The 18,213-nt window shown below is 73.9% G+C and carries 16 protein-coding genes; 14 read left to right on the top strand and 2 right to left on the bottom strand.

Annotated elements, in window-relative coordinates; genetic code table 11:
- From ACFY2B_RS13545 to ACFY2B_RS13560, 4 genes are all read left to right on the top strand, one after another.
- Window positions 1-511: cbb3-type cytochrome c oxidase subunit I (locus ACFY2B_RS13545; protein ID WP_390763289.1), on the top strand; the 511-nt coding region annotated here is incomplete at its 5' end.
- Complete coding sequence (locus tag ACFY2B_RS13550; RefSeq protein WP_390763290.1) at window positions 508-861, top strand: hypothetical protein; 354 nt, start codon at window positions 508-510, stop codon at window positions 859-861. The genes ACFY2B_RS13545 and ACFY2B_RS13550, both read left to right, overlap by 4 nt.
- 144 nt (window positions 862-1,005) lie before the next feature.
- Window positions 1,006-2,232, top strand: a complete 1,227-nt coding sequence (locus tag ACFY2B_RS13555) for a glycosyltransferase (RefSeq protein ID WP_390763548.1) — start codon at window positions 1,006-1,008, stop codon at window positions 2,230-2,232.
- Between the two features lie 280 nt (window positions 2,233-2,512).
- Window positions 2,513-3,763, top strand: a complete 1,251-nt coding sequence (locus tag ACFY2B_RS13560) for a YncE family protein (RefSeq protein ID WP_390763291.1) — start codon at window positions 2,513-2,515, stop codon at window positions 3,761-3,763.
- A gap of 120 nt (window positions 3,764-3,883) precedes the next feature.
- Here the strand turns inward: ACFY2B_RS13560 and ACFY2B_RS13565 are convergent, their stop codons facing one another.
- Complete coding sequence (locus ACFY2B_RS13565) at window positions 3,884-6,076, bottom strand: GTP-binding protein (RefSeq protein ID WP_390763292.1); 2,193 nt, start codon at window positions 6,074-6,076, stop codon at window positions 3,884-3,886.
- Between the two features lie 284 nt (window positions 6,077-6,360).
- On the opposite strand from ACFY2B_RS13565, the gene ACFY2B_RS13570 reads away from it, so the two are divergent.
- Genes ACFY2B_RS13570 through ACFY2B_RS13600 form a run of 7 tightly spaced genes read left to right on the top strand, consistent with a single transcriptional unit; the run spans window position 6,361 to window position 14,003 of the window.
- On the top strand, window positions 6,361-6,861 hold the full coding sequence (locus tag ACFY2B_RS13570; RefSeq protein WP_390763293.1) for a (2Fe-2S)-binding protein: 501 nt from the start codon (window positions 6,361-6,363) through the stop codon (window positions 6,859-6,861).
- Window positions 6,858-9,236, top strand: a complete 2,379-nt coding sequence (locus ACFY2B_RS13575) for a xanthine dehydrogenase family protein molybdopterin-binding subunit (protein ID WP_390763294.1) — start codon at window positions 6,858-6,860, stop codon at window positions 9,234-9,236. The genes ACFY2B_RS13570 and ACFY2B_RS13575 overlap by 4 nt, the downstream gene beginning before the upstream one ends.
- Complete coding sequence (locus tag ACFY2B_RS13580; protein ID WP_390763295.1) at window positions 9,233-10,087, top strand: FAD binding domain-containing protein; 855 nt, start codon at window positions 9,233-9,235, stop codon at window positions 10,085-10,087. Before ACFY2B_RS13575 ends, ACFY2B_RS13580 begins: the two co-directional genes overlap by 4 nt.
- A 15-nt stretch (window positions 10,088-10,102) precedes the next feature.
- Window positions 10,103-10,987 carry an AAA family ATPase gene (locus ACFY2B_RS13585; RefSeq protein ID WP_390763296.1) on the top strand — a complete coding sequence of 295 codons (885 nt, stop codon included), beginning with the start codon at window positions 10,103-10,105 and terminating at the stop codon, window positions 10,985-10,987.
- A complete protein-coding gene (locus ACFY2B_RS13590; RefSeq protein WP_390763297.1) occupies window positions 10,984-12,255 on the top strand; it encodes a VWA domain-containing protein in 1,272 nt (423 codons plus the stop codon). The genes ACFY2B_RS13585 and ACFY2B_RS13590 overlap by 4 nt, the downstream gene beginning before the upstream one ends.
- Entirely contained in the window at window positions 12,248-13,354 is a 1,107-nt protein-coding gene (locus ACFY2B_RS13595; protein ID WP_390763298.1) for an XdhC family protein, read from the top strand. The genes ACFY2B_RS13590 and ACFY2B_RS13595 overlap by 8 nt, the downstream gene beginning before the upstream one ends.
- Window positions 13,355-13,370: 16 nt before the next feature.
- A complete protein-coding gene (locus ACFY2B_RS13600) occupies window positions 13,371-14,003 on the top strand; it encodes an SRPBCC family protein (protein ID WP_390763299.1) in 633 nt (210 codons plus the stop codon).
- A 101-nt stretch (window positions 14,004-14,104) separates the two neighbouring features.
- Here the strand turns inward: ACFY2B_RS13600 and ACFY2B_RS13605 are convergent, their stop codons facing one another.
- Window positions 14,105-14,605 (bottom strand): metallophosphoesterase family protein, encoded by a 501-nt coding sequence (locus ACFY2B_RS13605; protein WP_390763300.1) that lies wholly within the window; start codon window positions 14,603-14,605, stop codon window positions 14,105-14,107.
- A 214-nt stretch (window positions 14,606-14,819) separates the two neighbouring features.
- Between ACFY2B_RS13605 and ACFY2B_RS13610 the strand changes: the two genes are divergently transcribed.
- The 3 genes from ACFY2B_RS13610 to ACFY2B_RS13620 all read left to right on the top strand — a co-directional run bounded on the left by ACFY2B_RS13610 (window position 14,820) and on the right by ACFY2B_RS13620 (window position 18,211).
- Window positions 14,820-15,257: a MarR family winged helix-turn-helix transcriptional regulator gene (locus ACFY2B_RS13610; RefSeq protein ID WP_390763301.1), complete on the top strand. Its 438-nt coding sequence runs from the start codon at window positions 14,820-14,822 to the stop codon at window positions 15,255-15,257.
- A gap of 268 nt (window positions 15,258-15,525) precedes the next feature.
- The gene (locus ACFY2B_RS13615) at window positions 15,526-16,110 is read left to right on the top strand and encodes a hydrolase (protein ID WP_376528234.1); all 585 of its coding nucleotides are present in this window, start codon (window positions 15,526-15,528) and stop codon (window positions 16,108-16,110) included.
- A 133-nt stretch (window positions 16,111-16,243) separates the two neighbouring features.
- Window positions 16,244-18,211 (top strand): glycosyltransferase family 2 protein, encoded by a 1,968-nt coding sequence (locus ACFY2B_RS13620; protein WP_390763302.1) that lies wholly within the window; start codon window positions 16,244-16,246, stop codon window positions 18,209-18,211.
- Window positions 18,212-18,213 lie beyond the last annotated feature (2 nt).

Below are 18,213 nucleotides of genomic sequence, written 5' to 3' on the forward strand. Positions count from 1 at the left end.
CTTCGTGGTGGCCCACTTCCACTACGTCGTCTTCGGCACGGTCGTCTTCGCGATGTTCGCCGGATTCCACTTCTGGTGGCCGAAGTTCACCGGCAGGATGCTGGACGAACGGCTCGGCAAGATCACCTTCTGGACGCTGTTCACCGGCTTCCACGGGACCTTCCTGGTCCAGCACTGGCTGGGCGCGGAGGGCATGCAGCGACGGATCCCGGACTATCTGGCGGTGGAGGGCTTCGCCACGCTGAACACGGTCTCGACGATCTCCTCTTTCCTGCTCGGCCTGTCGATCCTGCCGTTCCTCCACAACGTCTGGAAGACCGCCAAGTACGGCAAGAAGGTCGAGGTCGACGACCCGTGGGGCTACGGCCGCTCGCTGGAGTGGGCCACCTCCTGCCCGCCGCCACGGCACAACTTCCTCACCCTGCCGCGGATCCGCAGCGAATCCCCGGCGTTCGACCTGCACCACGCGGGGGTGTCCCGCGCCGAGGAGCGGGAGCTGACCGCGCCGTGACCACGAGGGACGACGGGGCGCGGGAGGCGCGGGCGCTGGTCCAGGAGGTCGAGGGCCATCTGCTGCTGGCCGCCGCCCGCGAGGAGGGCCGTACGGCCGCGGCCCGGCTCACCGGCCGGCTCGGCTGGCTGACCGACCGGCAACGCGAGGACGTGGAGCGGCAGTTCGAGGCCGAGTACCTGGGCCTGGCGCGCGCCTCCTGGCGGCGCACGGCGGAGCGTGCCGAGGAGCTGCGCCGCACCTACGAGACCCGGTACCGGGCGCTGCGGCACCAACTGGTGGCCTGCTTCCTGCTGGGCTGCGCCGTGTGGGCGGCGACGGGGCTGCTGGCGCTGTCGGCGGCCCGGTGACGGTTCGGCGGGCGCTCCCGGCGGTCCCAGGGTGCTCCGGCCGCATGGACGGGCGGAACCGGATCCGTACCGGCCGGAAGTGGCCGCCATGTCGGGCCGCGCGGGCGCGGCGCCGTCATACTGACGGTCGTGCGGGTTGCGATCATGACGGCGGGATCCCGGGGCGACGTCGCCCCGTACACCGGGCTCGGCCAGGGCCTGTGCCGCGCCGGGCACGAGGTCACTCTGGTCACCCATGCCCGCTTCGAGTACCTGGTGGCGGGCTCCGGGGTCGCCTTCCGGCCGCTTCCGGTCGATCCGCGGGCCGAGTTGGAGTCCGTGCGCGGGCGGGGACTGCACCGCAGCGCCAGCGGTGTGGGCAAGCTGGTGCGGGTGGCCGAGATGGCGCGGCGGCTCGTCGGCCGGATGTCGGACGGCCTGGTGGCCGCCGCCCGCGCGAGCGATGTGCTGCTGTTGTCCGGCGCGGTGGCGCCGCTCGGGCACGCCATCGCGGACGGGCTGTCCCTGCCCAGCATGGGCGTCTACCTCCAGCCGCTCGCGCCCACCCGGGAGTTCGCGCCCCCGGTGCTGGGCGGCGGGTCCTGGGGCGGAGCGGGCAACCGGTTCGCCGGGCACGGGGTGAGCCTGGCCGTGGACCAGATCTTCGCGGCGGCCGTGCCGGAGGTGCGGGCGCGGCTGGGTGCACCGCCGAAACGGCTCGGCACCGCCCGGCGGGCACGTGCGCGCACCTGGCCGGTGCAGCACGGTTTCAGCCCGCTGGTGGTCCCGCGGCCCCGGGACTGGCGGGCGGGTCTGGACGTGTGCGGCTACTGGTGGCCGTACGACGCCGCGGCCGGGCTTCCCCGCGACGCGCGGGACTTCCTGGACGCGGGGCCCGCTCCGGTCTTCGTCGGCCTGGGCAGCGCCACCGTGCCCGACGCCGGGCGGCTGAGCGAGCAGGTCGTGACGGCGCTGCGGCGGGCCGGGCTGCGCGGGGTGGTGCAGCAGGGCTGGGGCGGGCTCGCGGCGGACGGCGACGACATGCTGACCATCGGCGAGGCGGCGCACTCCACGCTGTTCCCCCGGATGGCCGCCGTGGTCCACCACGCGGGCGCGGGCACGACGGCCGCCGGACTGCGTGCCGGGGTGCCGGCCGTTCCGGTCCCGATCCAGTTCGACGAGAGTTTCTGGTCCGCCCGTCTGGTCGACCTGGGCGTGGCGCCGGCCGCGGTACCGCTGCGCGGTCTGACCACGGACGCCCTGTCCGCCGCCCTGGTCCGCGCGACCCGCGACCCCGCGTTCGCCGACCGCGCACGGCAGTTGGGCGCCCGGATCAGCACGGAGGACGGCGTGGCGCCGGTCCTGGCGGCCCTGGACCGACTGGCCGGATAGCCCGCGCGCGGCGGCCGCCCGTGCCTCGGCGCGGCTCAGCTCGACCCAGCGGGCGCGGCGCGCGAGACGCGGCCGCTCGGTGTCCCGAGCCCGCCCGCCACGGTCCCTCCCCTGCCCGCCGTACCCTCCGTACCGGCCAATTTTGTCGTGTACGCGCTCTTGTGGTGAAGCCGACTCCACCTTACTTTTCAGTAAGTTAGCTGTGAACGCGCCTGTGTTCAGCTGCTCCGCCCTGTCAGGGCCCGTACCTCCACGCACCCCCGTCCAGAGGAGAGCAGTCATGCCTGCCTTCACCACCAGGCACCTTTGCTCCGTGGCCGCCGCGCTCGTCCTGGCCCTCACCGCTCCCGCCACCGCCGCCACCGCCGTGTCCGACGCCGCGGCCCTGCGCGAGGTGCTGTTCGTGGGCAACAACTGGGACGGCACCGCGGACGTCATCGGCTCCGGCGGCGACTACGCGAAGGCCGGCCGGATCGACGTCATCCCCGACAAGGACCAGCGGATGGCGGAGATCAACGCCGATCCGATCAAGTGGATCTACTTCATGGCCATCCGCGACAGCGTCGGCGAGGGCCACGACCAGTTCGTGGACGACATGTACTCCACCCCGGACGGGAAGTCGGTCGTGGTGTCGCGGCCGAGCTTCGCCGACGTGGTCTCGATCGATCTGGCCACCGGCGCGGTCAACTGGCGCTTCCCGGTGAGCGGTTACCGCGCGGACCACATGGCGGTCTCCCCCGACGGCACCCGGGTCGCGGTGTCTGCCTCGACCGCGAACACCGTGCACGTGCTGGACATCGCCACCGGCAGGCAACTCGGTTCCTTCGGCACCGGCGACAAGCCGCACGAGAACATCTTCACCAAGGACGGCAAGTACATCTGGAACATGTCCATCGGGGACGTCAACACCGACCTCGACGACCCGTTCTGGGACTGGACGAAGGGCGACCGGCACATCACGGTCGTCGACGCGACGACCTTCCGGCAGGTCAAGGTCATCGACATGCGGGAGCGGCTCGACGCGATCGGCCTGACCGATTTCTCGGACGCGGTGCGCCCCGCGGTCTTCTCCCCGGACGAGTCCAGACTGTATTTCCAGGTCTCGTTCTTCAACGGCTTCCTGGAGTACGACATCGCCGCGGACCGGATCACCCGGGTGAAGACGCTGCCGGAGAACCCGGCGACCAGCGCGGACCGCACCACCTGGGTCAACGACTCGCGCCACCACGGCATTTCGATGAGTCCGGACGGTACGAAGCTGTGCGTCGCGGGCACCATGGACGACTACGCCACGGTCGTCGACCGCGCCACCCTCCAGGAAGGCCCGCTGGTCGGCACGTCCAAACCGTACTGGGCCACGGTCAGCGGCGACGGCAAGGACTGCGTGGTCTCCGAGAGCGGCGCCGACCAGGTCACCGCGATCGACTTCGCGACCGGGCGGAAGGTCGCGACGGTCGCGGTCGGCGACCATCCGCAGCGGGTGCGGCTCGGGCACGTCCAGGCCGACTGGACCGGCCCGGCGGAAGGCTGACGAACCTGACCGGACCCGCCCCGCCCGGACCTGACGGACTGTCGTGACCGGTCGCCGGACGGTGTCCGGCCGCCGTGGACCGGTGCGGGCGGTGTCCGTCCGGCCGCCGTCGGCGGCCGGTCAAGTGCCGAGCCGGTTCGTCACGTTCAGCAGGTACTCCTTCCGGTTCAGCGGGTTGTGGTCGGTGCGCGCCCGCTCCGGGACGGCGCCGCGGGTCACCGGTGCGTAGTGGTCGAAGGCGCTCTCCAGCTCGCCCTCGCACCGGGTCAGCCCGGGCAGCCGCTGCCCGAGACCGTGCACCCGGGCGGCGGGCACCGCACCCTCCAGCACGCACCCGGTGCCGTGCGTCGCGGTGGTCCGCGGCACCGCCGACAGGTGCGCGAGCACCGGCAGCAGGGTGCCGAGGGTGTCCGCCGGGGCCTCGATGCGGAAGCGGCGCATCGGCTCGTGCACCCGGGTGCCCGCCCGTCGCAGCGCCTCGACCAGGACGAGCGGGGTCAGTCCGCGGAAGTCGGCCCCGGTGCTCGACATGCTCTTGTCGAAGCCCTGGTGGGCGTGGCTCTGCCGGGGCGAGTACCCGGAGTGGGTCACGGTCACCGTGCAGTCGGTGACCTGCCAGCCGTGCAGCCCCTGCCCGAGCGTCTCGCGCACCGTGTCCTCGACGGCCTTGAAGAAGGCGTACGGCATCGAGCCGAGTTCCACCTCCAGCCGGAAGCCGGTGCGCGAGCCGGCCGGGGCCGGGTCGACGCGGAGTCCGACGGTCGCCAGGAACGGGTTCCCGTCCTTCTTGTTGAACTCCACGGCCGCCCCGCTGCCGAGCGGACGCTCGACGCAGAGGGTCGTCGTCTCCCGGAACGTGACGTCGAGACCGTACTCGTCGGCGAGGGTCGCCTGGACGACCTCCTTCTGCACCTCCCCGTAGAGGGAGACGGAGGTCTCCTGCCGCAACTCGTCGTGCCGGACGCCGATCAGCGGGTCCTGCTCGGCGAGCTGGGTGAGCGCGATGTGCAGCGACCGCCGCTCCACGTGCGGGCCCGGGACGACGACACTCTCCAGGGTCGGCGGTGCGAAGTGACGCCGGCGGGCCCGGCGCGGCACTTGCCCGCGCGCGAGCGCACCGTCGCGCGGGAGCCCGCCGGGCCGGTCCGCACCGGGAAGCCGGTCGGCCGGGTCCCTACCAGGGGGCCCGTCGGCCGGATCCGCGCGAGGGGGTCCGGCCGTCCCGCCCGCTCGGGGGCACGCCTCGATCGTGTCCCCGATCCTGATGCCGCCGAGACCCCACAGCTTGCCGATCCGGCCCGCGCCGACGCTCTCCGCCCGGGCGTCGGTGCCACGGTCGAAGACGCTCACCGCGGTGACTTTCCCTTCCTGCCCTTCCCGCCGGTCTCCGTCCCGCCTGCGTCCCTTCCTCAGGTCCCTCGGGTCCCCTTCGCGCGGACCCCCGTCCCACGGGCCGTCCCCGTACCGGATCCGGTCGCGGGTGCGCAGGGTGCCGGAGAAGATCCGCGCGTAGGCGGCCTTCTCCCCCGCCGGGCCCCGGTCGATCTTGAACACCGTGGCCGACAGCGGGCCGTCAGGGTCGCCCGCGGCGGCGGGCAGCAGGTCCTCGACGCCGGCGATCAGGTCGGCCACGCCCGCGCCGGTGACGGCCGAGCCGAAGTACACCGGGTGGACGCAGGCATGCCCGGTCTGCGCGGCGAGGGCCGCGCGCAGCCGGCCGGGGGTGACGGCGCCCTCGACGTAGGCGGCGAGCAGGTCGTCGTCCTGGTCCGCGAGCACGTCGAGCGCACCGGCGCCGAGTCCGGGCACGAAGCGGGCAGCGGGGGTGCCGAGCGCGACGGCGGTGCCCATCGGCACCAGCGACGGGGTGAGCCGGCGGGCCATGGCCCGCAGTACCTCCCCCGCCTGCGCCCCACGTCGGTCGATCTTGTTCACGAAGACCAGTGTGGGGATCCGCAGCCGGCGCAGGGTCCGCATCAGCACCCGGGTCTGGGCCTGGACGCCCTCGACGGCCGAGACGACCAGCACGGCGCCGTCGAGCACACCGAGGACCCGTTCCACCTCGGCGATGAAGTCCGGGTGGCCGGGTGTGTCGATGAGGTTGACGGTGACGCCGTCGAGCGGGAAGGAGACGACGGCGGACCTGATGGTGATGCCGCGCTGCCGCTCCAGCGCGAGGGTGTCGGTCCGCGTGCTGCCCGCGTCGACGCTGCCGACCTCGTCGATCACTCCGGCGGAGTGCAGCAGCCGCTCCGTCAGGCTGGTCTTACCGGCGTCTACGTGCGCGAGGATTCCGAGATTGAGCAGATGCACTGAGCGTGATGTCCTTCGGCATGGGTGGGATTCCTTCCTGGGTGGACATGCACACAGTTCGCATCTCGGGTCCTCTCCGTATGCCGATCGGTCACGCACAGTGCAGCAGGCCCGGGACCCGACGGCAACGGATTAACGCTCGACGACAGCGCGTCACAGCGCTCGCCGTGACCACGCCCCGGCCCTAGAGTGACGTACATCACGTTCGGTCGCCGATCCCCCTTTCCTTCCGCTTCCTTCTGGTTCCTCCCGTTTCCTCACGCCCGTAACGGCCTGGAGGGCACATGACCCACATCAAGGTGAACGTGGACGGCACGGTCTACGAGGACGACGTGGCGCCCCGTCTCCTCCTCGTGCACTACCTGCGCGACCGCCTCGGCCTGACCGGCACGCCGATCGGGTGCGACACCTCGAACTGCGGGGCGTGCACGGTCGACCTGGACGGAGCGACCGTCAAGAGCTGCTCGGTGCTGGCCGTCCAGGCGGACGGCTGTCGGGTGACCACCGTGCAGGGGCTGGCCCGGGACGGAGAGCTGACCGCCTTGCAGCGCGCCTTCCACGAACAGCACGCGCTCCAGTGCGGCTACTGCACCCCGGGCATGATCATGGCGGCGCGCGACCTGCTGCGCGAGAACCCGCATCCCGAGGCCGACGAGGTGCGCCACGCCCTGGAGGGCAACCTCTGCCGGTGCACCGGCTACCAGAACATCGTCCGCGCGGTGCTCGCCGCCTCCGGCCAGGAGGCCCCGCAGGAGCCCCAGGAGGTCCGGGAGGTCTCGGCATGACCGATCAGGTCGCGGCCCGCGAGGTCGGCCGCTCCCGGCTGCGCAAGGAGGACGCGCGGCTGATCACCGGCCAGACCAACTGGACCGACAACATCCAGGTCACCGGCCTGCTGCACCTCGCCGTGCTGCGCAGCCCGATGGCCCACGCGCACATCGTTCGGATCGACGTCTCGCCCGCGCTCGACCGCCCCGGAGTGGTCGCGGCGTTCAGCGGCGCCGACCTCGCCGACGGGCTCGGCTCGCTGCCCTGTGCCTGGCTGGTGACCGAGGACATCGTGGTGCCCGACCACCCGCCGATCGCCACCGGCGAGGTCCGTTACGCCGGTGACCCGGTCGCCGTGGTGGTGGCCCGCGACCGGTACGCGGCCGCCGACGCCCTGGAGGCGATCGAGGTCGACTACGAGCCGCTGGAGCCGGTCCTCGACCTGGAGGCCGCACTGGCGGACGACGCGCCGCTGGTCCACGCGGACAAGGGCACCAACCGCAGCTACGTGTGGCCGCTGGCGACCGGCGAGAGCTTCGCCGCGGTCCGTGAGCGCGCCGACGTCGTCCTGCGGCGCCGCTACCACCAGCAACGCCTCATCCCCAACGCGATGGAGCCCCGCGCGGTCGTCGTCACCCCGCTCGCCGCCTCCGGCGAGTACACGGTCTACTCGACGACGCAGATCCCGCACATCCTGCGGATCATGCTGGCGACGGTCACCGGCGTGCCCGAGCAGAAGCTCCGGGTGATCGCCCCCGACGTGGGCGGCGGCTTCGGCTCCAAGCTCCAGGTGTACGGCGAGGAGGCCGTCGCCCTCGCGGTCGCGCGCCGGCTGGGCCGTCCGGTGAAGTGGACCGAGTCCCGCTCCGAGGGCTACCTGGCGACCCACCACGGCCGCGGCATGATCCAGGACGTCGAGGTGGCGGCCACCCGGGACGGCAGGCTGCTCGGCCTCAAGGTGGACCTGACCGCCGACATGGGCGCGTACCTGATGCTCGTCACACCGGGCATCCCGATCCTCGGCGCCTTCATGTACCCGGCGATCTACAAGATGGACGCCTACGACTTCACCTGCACGGGCGTCTTCACCACCCGGACCCCCACCGACGCCTACCGCGGCGCCGGACGTCCGGAGGCGACGTTCGCCATCGAGCGGACCATGGACGAACTGGCCGCGGAACTCGGCCTGGACCCGGTGGAGCTGCGGCGCCGCAACTGGATCCGGCACGAGGAGTTCCCGTACACCACCATCGCCGGCCTCACCTACGACAGCGGCGACTACGAGGCCGCCACGGACAAGGCGCTCGCCCTGTTCGGCTACGAGGACCTGCGCGCCGAGCAGCGCGAACGCAACGCGCGCGGCGACACCGTACGTCTCGGCATCGGCGTGTCGACCTTCACCGAGATGTGCGGGCTGGCCCCGAGCCGGGTGCTGCGCGACCTCAGGTACGGGGCCGGCGGCTGGGAGGCGGCGAGCATCCGCATGCTGCCCACCGGCAAGGTCGAGGTGGTCACCGGCACCAGCCCGCACGGGCAGGGGCACGAGACCTGCTGGAGCCAGATCGCAGCCGACGTGCTCGGCGTGCCGTTCGAGGACATCGAGGTGGTGCACGGCGACACCCAGTCCTCGCCGCAGGGCATGGACACCTACGGCTCACGGTCGCTGGTGGTCGGCGGCGAGGCCGTGCACCGGGCGGCGGTCAAGGTGGTGGAGAAGGCCCGGAAGGTGGCCGCGCACCTGCTGGAGGCGAGCGAGCAGGACCTGGACTTCACGGACGGCGTGTTCTCCGTGAAGGGCTCCCCGGAGGCGCGCAGGACCATCCAGGAGATCGCCTTCGAGACGTTCGCCTCGCACGACCTGCCCGACGGCATGGAACCCACCATCAACGCCGAGTACCTGGTCGACCCGGAGAACTTCTCCTATCCGCACGGCACCCACCTGTGCGCCGTCGAGGTCGACACGGAGACCGGCGCGGTGACCATCCGGTCGTACGTCTGCGTCGACGACGTCGGCCGGGTCGTCAACCCGATGATCGTCGAGGGGCAGGTGCACGGCGGGCTGGCGCAGGGCATCGCGCAGGCGCTGTACGAGGAGGCCGTCTACGACGACGAGGGCAACCTCGTCTCCGGCACCATGGCGGACTACCTGGTGCCGTCCGCGGCCGACCTCCCCGACTTCGTCACCGACCGGACCCAGACGCCGGCCGAGGGCACCGCCCTGGGTGTCAAGGGGGTCGGCGAGGCGGGGACCATCGCGTCGACGCCCGCCGTGGTCAACGCAGTCGTGGACGCGCTCCGGCCGCTCGGCGTGCGGGACGTGCGGATGCCCTGCACACCGGAACGGGTCTGGCGGGCCGTCCGCTCGGCCGCCGGGAAGGAGGCCGCAGGATGATTCCCCCCGCGTTCGAGTACACCCGGCCCGAGAGCGTGGACGAGGCGCTGCGCGCGCTCGCCGAGGCGGGCGACGAGGCGAAGGTGCTGGCCGGCGGGCAGAGCCTGCTGCCGCTGCTGCGGCTGCGGCTGGCCTTCCCCGAACTGCTCGTGGACGTCGGCCGGATCCCTCAGCTGCGCGGGGTCCGGGAGGACGGCGACACCCTCGTCATCGGTGCGCTGACCACGCACCACGAGGTCATCCGCGACCCGCTGGTCCGCCGGCACGCGGGACTGCTCGCCGCGGCGACCGAGACCGTGGCCGACCCCGCCGTACGGCACCGGGGCACGCTGGGCGGCTCGCTCGCGCACGCCGACCCGGCCGGTGACCTGCCCGCGGTGGCGCTTGCGCTGGACGCGGAGCTGGTCGCGGCCGGTCCGGGCGGGCGGCGCACCGTCCCGGCCAGGGACTTCTTCACGGACTACTTCCAGTCCGCGCTGGCACCCGACGAGTTGCTGGTGGAGGTGCGGCTGCCGAAGACGGGCGGCTGGGACTTCCACTACGAGAAGTTCCACCGGGTGGCCCAGGCCTGGGCGATCGTCGGCGTGGCGGCCCTGGTGCGCCGCACGGACGGGCGCATCGCCGAGGCGCGCATCGGGCTCAGCAACATGGGCAGCACCCCGCTGCGGGCGGTGGCCACCGAGCGGGCGCTGGTCGGCGCCGAGGACGCGCGGGCCGTGGCGCGGGCCGCCGAGCAGGCCGCCGAGGGCACCCGGCCGGCGCAGGACGTCTCGGCCTCGCCCGAGTACCGGGCGCACCTCGCGCGGGTGCTGACCCGGCGGGCGGTGCTGAGCGCGACCGGAGCGAGGTGAGCGCCGATCACCCGGATGGACGACCCGGAGCAGGTGCGGACCCGCCTGGAGGAGACGGGGTACCTCGTCGACGAGGGGCTGGCCGTCACCTGTTTCCTGGCCCTGAGGCTCAACCGGCCGCTGTTCTGCGAGGGCGACGCGGGCGTCGGGAAGACCGCGCTCGCCGCCGCCCTCGCCGAGGCGCTGGGCGCGCCGCTGATCCGGCTGCAGTGCCACGAGGGCATCGATGCCACGCAGGCCCTGTACGACTGGGACTTCCCGCGTCAGCTGCTGCACCTGCGGGCCGCCGAGGCGGCCGGGGTCACCGACGCGGAGCGGCTGGAGGGCGAGCTGTACGACCGGCGGTTCCTGATCGCCCGGCCGCTGCTGCGGGCGTTGCAGACGTGGCCGTCGGTGCTTCTGGTGGACGAGATCGACCGGGCCGACGACGAGTTCGAGGCGTTCCTGCTGGAGCTGCTGTCCGAGTACTCGGTGACCGTCCCGGAGCTGGGCACGCTGCGCGCCGAGGTGCCGCCGGTCGTCGTGCTGACCTCGAACCGGACCCGGGAGGTGCACGACGCGCTGAAGCGGCGGTGTCTGTACCACTGGTTCGACCATCCCTCCTTCGCCCGTGAACTGGCCATCGTGCGCCGCCGGCTGCCGGACGTCGCCGAGCGGCTGGCCGAGCAGGTGACCGCCCTGGTGCAGGCGTTGCGGGGCGCGGACCTGCTCAAGCCGCCGGGTGTGGCCGAGACGATCGACTGGGCGCGGGCCCTGGACGCCCTGGGGGCGAGCGAGGTCGACGCGGAGCTGGCGGTGGCCACGCTGGGCTCGGTGCTGAAGTACCGGGAGGACATGGCGCGGGCCCGGTCCCTCGACCTCACGGCGGTGCTGGCGGCCCGGGGAGCACGATCGGCATGACGGACACCGGACGCGGGGCGGTCGACGGGTGGCGGGCACCCGGTACGGGTCGGTGGGCGGACGGGGCGGCGGGGCCGGACGCGGTGCTGCTCGGCTTCGTACGGGCGCTGCGGGCCGCGGGGGTCGACGCGAGCACCGAGCGGCTGTACGCCTTCCTGCGCGCCGTGGACGTGCTGCGGCCCGGGGTGCGGGCGGACGTGCACGCGGCGGGCCGGGCGACGTTGTGCGGCGGACGGGACGACCTGGAGCGGTACGAGCGGGTGTTCGCCGCGTACTTCGGGCCGGCCGGCCCGAACGCCCCGGCGCCGGCCCGCGCCGCCGCGCCGCCCCGGGCGAGGCTCGTCGTCCGGGACGCGCCGGCCGGCGGCCGGGCACCGGGCGAGGGCGAGCCGCCCGGCCCGCCGGTACGGGCCCTCGCCAGCTCCGCCGAGGTGCTGCGGCACCGGGATGTCGCCGGGCTGGACGCCGCCGAACGCGTCCAGCTCAACCGGCTGCTGGCCGCGTTCGCACCGCACGTGCAGACCCGGCTGTCCGCCCGCCGCCGCCCGGCCCGGCGCGGCGCCGTCGATCCGCGGCGGACCGTGCGGGAACTGCTGCGGCGCGGCGGGGAGCCCGCGCTGCTGCGGCGGCACGCGCGCGTGCGGCGGCCGCGCCGGGTGGTGCTGCTCGTCGACGTGAGCGGTTCGATGGCGCCGTACGCCGACGCCCTGCTGCGGTTCGCGCACGCGGCGGCGCGCGGGGCGCCGACGGAGGTGTTCACCGTCGGCACCCGGCTGACCCGGGTGACCCGCGAACTCTCCCACCGCGACCCGGACCTGGCGATGGCGGCCCTCGCGGCGGCCGTGCCGGACTGGCGCGGCGGCACCCGGCTCGGCGACCTGCTGCGCGAGTTCCTGAACCGCTGGGGGCAGCGCGGCATGGCACGCGGCGCGGTCGTCGTGCTGCTCTCGGACGGCTGGGAGCGCGGCGATCCCGCGGCGCTCGGGGCCGAGATGCGCCGGCTGCACGCACTGGCGCACCGGGTGGTATGGGCCAACCCCCGCAAGGCACGGCCCGGTTACGCACCGCTGGCCGGGGGGATGGCGGCGGCCCTGCCCAGCGTGGATGCGTTCGTCGAGGGTCACAGCCTGGCGGCTCTGGAACGGCTGGCGGCCGTGGTGCGCGGCGCCGCGGCCGACCCGGCCGGGGCCACCGGCGGGAGCGTCGCGAAGACCGGCAGAACCGGAGCGGGCGACGAGTCCGGGCGGAGAGGAGCGGGACGTGCGTGAGATCCTTCCGGCGCTGGAGCGCTGGTACGCGGCGGGCGTCCCGTTCGGGCTCGCCGAGGTCGTGGCGGTCAGCCGCAGCGCGCCGCGCGGGCCCGGCGCGGCCATGGCGGTCGGCCCCGGCGACGAGGTCGTGGGCAGTGTGTCCGGGGGCTGTGTGGAGGGCGCGGTCTTCGAGCTGGCGCAGGAGGTCGTGACGAGCGGCGAGGCCCGTCTCGAAACCTTCGGCTACAGCGACGAGGACGCGTTCGCGGTCGGCCTCACCTGCGGCGGCGAGATCACCCTGCTGGTGCGGCCGGTGACGCCGGCGTCCGATCCGGTCTTCGGCGCGGTCGCCGCGTCGGTCGCCCGGGGCGAGCCGGTGACCATGGCCACGGTGGTCGACGGGCCCGCGCGGCGCGGCGCCACGCTGGCCGTGTGGCCGCGGGCGGTGGCCGGCACGCTCGGCACGACCGGTCTGGACGCGGCGGTCACCGCGGACGCGCGCGGCGAACTGGCCCTCGGCGCCACCGGGTCCCGGCACTACGGCCCGCACGGCGAGCGCCGCGAGGACGCGGTCACCGTCTTCCTGCACTCCTTCGCGCCGCCGCCCCGGATGCTGGTCTTCGGCGCGATCGACTACGCGGCGGCGGTGGCCCGGATCGGCGACTTCCTCGGCTACCGGGTCACCGTGTGCGACGCCCGCCCGGTCTTCGCCACACCCAAGCGGTTCCCGGCGGGTGCGGAGGTCGTCGTGGACTGGCCGCACCGCTACCTGAGCGGCACCGAGACGGACGGGCGGACGGTGATCTGCGTCCTCACCCACGACCCGAAGTTCGACGTGCCGCTGCTGGAGGAGGCGCTGCGCCGGCCGGCCGCCTACATCGGGGCGATGGGCAGCCGCCGTACCCACGACGAACGCCGGAAACGGCTGACCGACGCCGGGATCACCGAGGACGAGCTGTCCCGGCTGCGCTCGCCGCTCGGGCTCGACCTCGGGGCCCGTACGCCCGAGGAGGTCGCCGTGTCCGTCGCCGCCGAGATCGTCGCGCTGCGCTGGGGCGGCAGCGGCGTGCCCCTCACCGCGACCGCCGGGGACATCCACCCGGCGGGCGCTTCCTGAGTGCGAGGAGGAAGTCATGGAGCTGAACCACGAGTTCACCGTCCCCGTCCCGGTCGACGACGCCTGGCACGCGCTCCTCGACATCGAGCGGATCGCACCGTGCCTGCCGGGGACGACGGTGCAGGAGTTCGACGGCACGACGGTGACCGGCACGGTGAAGGTCAAGGTCGGGCCGGTCACCGTGGCGTACCGGGGCACGGCCGTCTTCGAGGAGCGGGACGAAACGGCGCACCGGATGGTGATCGTGGCGAACGGCCGGGAGATCCGCGGCCAGGGGACGGCGCGGGCCACGGTCACCGGCACGCTGAGCGAACGCGACGGCGGTACGGCGGTGTCGGTGCGGACCGATCTGACGGTGACCGGGCGGCCCGCGCAGTTCGGGCGGGGGGTGCTGGCGGAGGTGGGTGACCGGCTCGTGGGCCAGTTCGCGCAGTGTCTGGGCGAGCGGATCACCGAGCGGCCCGGGGCGCCCGGCGAACAGCCTGCTCCGCCGGCGGCGGAGCCGGAACCGCTCGACCTGGTCCGGGCGGCCGGGCTGCCGGTGGCCAAGCGGGCGGCGGGCGCGGCGGCGGTACTGGCGGTGCTGCTGCTGGTGCTGGGAGGCGTGTGCCGACGGCTGCGGCGCGGGCGCCCCCGGCGGTGCCGCTGAGCGTCCGCCGCACCGTCCGCCCCGGACGGTCCGGCGAGAGCGCGGTGCGCCGATCGTCGGCGGCGCGTCACGGCCGGGCGCCCGCCCCTTCCGCCCCGGGCCTACCGCTGGGGCAGCCGGTGGAGCGTCACGTCCGTGAGCGCGCCGTCGGTGAGGGTCGCCGTGAGGTACGTGCAGTGCGGCTGCCGTCGGCGGTCCGTCGGCGAACCGGGGTTGAGCAGGCGCAGGCCGGTCGGGGCCGTGGTGTCCCAGGGGATGTGGCTGTGGCCGAAGACCAGGACGTCGAGGTCGGGGAAACGGGCGGCGCAGCGCGTCTCGCGGCCCGCGGCGGGTCCGGTCTCGTGGACGACGCCGAGGCGCAGGCCGCCCAGTTCGGCGCGGGCCACCTCGGGGAGGCGGGCCCGCAGCAGCGGTCCGTCGTTGTTGCCGTACACCGCGATGAGCCGCCGGCTGCGGCTCTCCAGCAGGTCGAGGGTGGCGGTGTCGACCCAGTCGCCGGCGTGGACCACCACGTCGGCGTGCGGCAGCTCGGCGAGCAGCGGGTCCGGCAGCCGCTCGGCCCGCCGTGGAAGGTGGGTGTCGGACATGAGGAGCAGGCGCACCTGGCCAGGGTAGGCCGACACGTCCCGGCGGGGCGGCCCGACGGGCGGGGGGTCGGGAGGCGGAGCTGCCTGTCACCGCTCGGGTGTCCCGTCGGAGGGGTCGCCGCGTACCTCGCGTGTCGGGTGGCACGGCGGACGGTGATCCACACACCTCACAGGCTACCTGAACAGTTCCAACTGGACAGTCTTGGCTGCGTTATCTAGGGTGTTGGCCATGGACGACATCTCGGGCTCCGCCACCCGTGCCGCGCGCGACCTGCGCGTGGTGCTCAGCCGCATGCGGCGCCGTATCCGCGAGGTCGCCCAGGACGCCGACCTCACCCCCTCCCAGGAGTCGGCGCTCACCCTGGTCGGCAAGCACGGCGCCGCCACGGCCAGTGCCCTGGCGTCCGCGGAGGGGGTGCGACCGCAGTCGATGGCCGCCACTCTCGCCGTACTCGACCAGCAGGGTCTGATCCGTCGCACCCCCGACCCCGACGACGGCCGTCGGCAGCTGGTGACCCTCACCGACGCCGGCCAGGCCCGCGTCGAGGGCAACCGGCAGGCGCGTGAGGAGTGGCTGGCCCGGGCCTTCCAGGACCGGTTCAGCGAGGAGGAACGGCACACCGTCCTGGAGGCACTGGCCCTCCTGGAACGGCTGTCGCAGCAGTGACACCGAGGCTCACCGGACGCTCCCGGCAGTCGACGACCGCCGCGGGCGACCGGTCCGCCGGCGCGGCCCCGACCGCCGCGCACCGGCGGACGGCGCCGTACGCCACCGCCTCGGCAATCGCCTCCAGCCCGGCCCCGGTCACGACCACCGGCACGCCGTGCCGGTCCGGCTCCGCGCCGGCAGTGACCGCACCGGACCGCTCCCCCGACCGCTCCCCGGTCCGCCCACACCCCGAACATCCCGAGACAAACCCCGAAAGGCCCCACCGATGGCACTCACCGCCCTCGACCCCCGCACCGCCCTCGTCGTGATCGACCTCCAGCGCGGCATCGCCGGTGCGCCCACCCAGCCGTACGGCGGCCCCGAAGTGGTGGCCCGCTCGGCGGAGCTGGCCGACGCCTTCCGGGCCCGGGACCTGCCCGTGGTCCTGGTCCGCGTGACCTTCGCGCAGGACGGTTCGGACCGGGTCCCCGGCCGCACCGAGCACCAGGCACCGGCCCGCTCCTACCCGGAGGGCTGGGACGTCATCGTCGACGAGCTGTCCGGCCACCCCGGCGACATCCACGTCACCAAGCGCAACTGGGGCGCCTTCCACGGCACCGACCTCGACGTCCAGCTGCGCCGCCGGGGCGTCACCCAGATCGTGCTGACCGGCATAGCGACCAGCATCGGCGTCGAGTCCACCGCCCGCGCCGCGTACGAGCACGGCTACCACGTCGCCGTCGCCACGGACGCCGTGGCCGACCTGAGCGCCGAGGCGCACGCGGGCAGCGTCGAGCGGATCTTCCCGCGGCTCGGCGAGACGGGCACGACGGCGGAGATCCTGCAGCTCCTGGCCAAGACCCACGGCTGACGTCGGCCGCTGCCCGGGCCCGGCCTCCGGTCGAAGGCAAACGCCGCCCTTACCGGGGGCCGGGTTAACATTCGGCCACGCACACGCTGCCATGGAGGCAACGGAAAGCGAGCCGAGGGGGCTAGGAAGCCGGATGCCGGTCAAGGTCAGTGTCATCGTCCCGGTCTGCAATCCCGGGCCTTACATCGAGGACTGCGTCGCCTCGATGCTGCGTCAGTCGCTGCCCCGGGACCAGTACGAGGTGATCTTCGTCGACGACGGTTCCACCGACGCCACCCCGGCCAGACTGGACGAGCTTGCCGCCGCGCACCCGCAGTTCACCGTCGTCCACCAGCCGAACTCCGGCTGGTCGGGCAAACCGCGCAACGTGGGGATCGAGGCCGCCCGCGGCGAGTTCGTGATGTTCGTCGACAACGACGACTACCTCGGCGACGAGGCCCTGGAGCGGATGTACGAGTACGGGGTGACGAACAAGGCCGACGTCGTCGTGGGCAAGATGGCCGGCAAGGGCCGCCCGGTGCCCGTGGAACTGTTCCGGCGCAACCACCCGCACGCCACCGTGGACAACGCCCCGCTCATCGACAGCCTGACCCCGCACAAGATGCTCCGGCGCGACTTCCTGGACCGCATCGGGCTGCGCTTCCCCGAGGGCCGGCGCCGCCTGGAGGACCACGTCTTCGTCACGGAGGCGTATCTGCGCGCGGACAACGTCTCCGTGCTCAGCGATTACGTCTGCTACTACCACGTGAAGCGGGACGACGCGTCGAACGCCGGATTCCAGCGCTTCGACCCCGTGGGCTACTACAAGAACCTCCGCGAGGCCCTGGACGTGGTCGAGCGGCACACCGAGCCGGGCCCGCGGCGCGACCGGCTGCTGCGCCGCTGGCTGCGCGTGGAGATCGTGGACCGGATGAGCGGCCGGCGCCTGCTCGGCCTCCCGGACGACTACCGGCGGGAGCTGTTCCACGAGATGCGCGGGGTGGTCGTCGAACGGTTCGGGCCCGGCGTCGCCGCCGGCCTGCGCCCCGCGCAGCGCATCGTCGCCGCACTGATCAGGGACGACCGGTACGACGACCTGGTCGCCCAGGCCGAATGGGAGGCCGGGGTCGTCCCCAAGGCCGCGCCGACCGGCGTCGAGTGGCGTGACGGGACGCTGTGGGTGGACTTCACCGCCGAGTACAAGCGCGACGGCGAGCCCCTGACCTTCCCCGTCGGCGGGGCCCGCACCCCGGCCGCCGAGGCACCCCGGGATCTGGCCCAGACGACGGCCTGGCTCGGAGCGGACGCCGTCGCGGGCTTCGAGACGGCCACCGCCGACCTCGTCCTGCGAGACCGGGCCAGCGCCGCCTCCTTCTTCCAGCCGGTCGAAATCACCCACGAGCAGGTCCCCGCCGGCGACGGGCGGGTCCGGCTGGTGCTGCGCGCGACGGCCGCCGTCGACCCCGGCACCGCGGCGGGCGGCGTCCCGCTCCACGCGGGCCTGTGGGACGCGTACGTCCGGGTCGGCCTCGGCGGCTGGACCAAGGAGTGCCGGCTGGGTCCGGTCCGTGGTCCTGACCGCCCCGCTCCGCCGGCCGGCGCCGTCGCCGGGCGCGTGGTGCTGCCGTACTGGACCAAACAGCACGACAACTTCTCCCTGGACGTCGACAAGGCGGGCAAGTCACTGGGCCTCGGGCGGCTGACGCCCGAGGACGCCGCGGTCTCCGGCACCGATCTGCTGAGCGTCGCGCTCCCCCTGTACGTCGCGGACCGTGTCGACGTGCTGCTGCGGCTGACCGACTCGGCCGGCGGCAAGCAGACCGAGCGACCGGGGACGCTCACCCCGGCGCAGGGCACCGGCTCGCTCCTGGAGGCCCAGGTGCCGCTGCGCGAGCTGCGCGGCGCCGCCTGGCGGCTGGAGGTGTGCCCGGCGCCGCGGAGCGAGACGCCCCGCTTCCTGCCGCTGCCGCTCGTCCTGCGGCCCCGGCGCACCGGCGGCGCCCAGCTGACCCGTTCCACGGCACCGGGCCCGGTGCACCGCCGACTGGTGCGCCGCGCGCGGAGCATTCTGGGCGCCGCCCTGCGCGGGACGGGAGAGCGAAAGACAACACGGAAGGCGTGACG

Source organism: Streptomyces sp. NPDC001270, assembly GCF_042896695.1.
GTDB lineage: Bacteria > Actinomycetota > Actinomycetes > Streptomycetales > Streptomycetaceae > Streptomyces.

Excerpts from the sequence above, each read along its gene's own strand:
- ACFY2B_RS13555 (WP_390763548.1), top strand. The coding sequence starts at position 1,006 with ATGACGGCGGGATCCCGGGGCGACGTCGCCCCGTACACCGGGCTCGGC.
- ACFY2B_RS13560 (WP_390763291.1), top strand. The coding sequence starts at position 2,513 with ATGCCTGCCTTCACCACCAGGCACCTTTGCTCCGTGGCCGCCGCGCTC.
- ACFY2B_RS13570 (WP_390763293.1), top strand. The coding sequence starts at position 6,361 with ATGACCCACATCAAGGTGAACGTGGACGGCACGGTCTACGAGGACGAC.
- ACFY2B_RS13575 (WP_390763294.1), top strand. The coding sequence starts at position 6,858 with ATGACCGATCAGGTCGCGGCCCGCGAGGTCGGCCGCTCCCGGCTGCGC.
- ACFY2B_RS13580 (WP_390763295.1), top strand. The coding sequence starts at position 9,233 with ATGATTCCCCCCGCGTTCGAGTACACCCGGCCCGAGAGCGTGGACGAG.
- ACFY2B_RS13585 (WP_390763296.1), top strand. The coding sequence starts at position 10,103 with ATGGACGACCCGGAGCAGGTGCGGACCCGCCTGGAGGAGACGGGGTAC.
- ACFY2B_RS13590 (WP_390763297.1), top strand. The coding sequence starts at position 10,984 with ATGACGGACACCGGACGCGGGGCGGTCGACGGGTGGCGGGCACCCGGT.
- ACFY2B_RS13600 (WP_390763299.1), top strand. The coding sequence starts at position 13,371 with ATGGAGCTGAACCACGAGTTCACCGTCCCCGTCCCGGTCGACGACGCC.
- ACFY2B_RS13610 (WP_390763301.1), top strand. The coding sequence starts at position 14,820 with ATGGACGACATCTCGGGCTCCGCCACCCGTGCCGCGCGCGACCTGCGC.
- ACFY2B_RS13615 (WP_376528234.1), top strand. The coding sequence starts at position 15,526 with ATGGCACTCACCGCCCTCGACCCCCGCACCGCCCTCGTCGTGATCGAC.
- ACFY2B_RS13620 (WP_390763302.1), top strand. The coding sequence starts at position 16,244 with ATGCCGGTCAAGGTCAGTGTCATCGTCCCGGTCTGCAATCCCGGGCCT.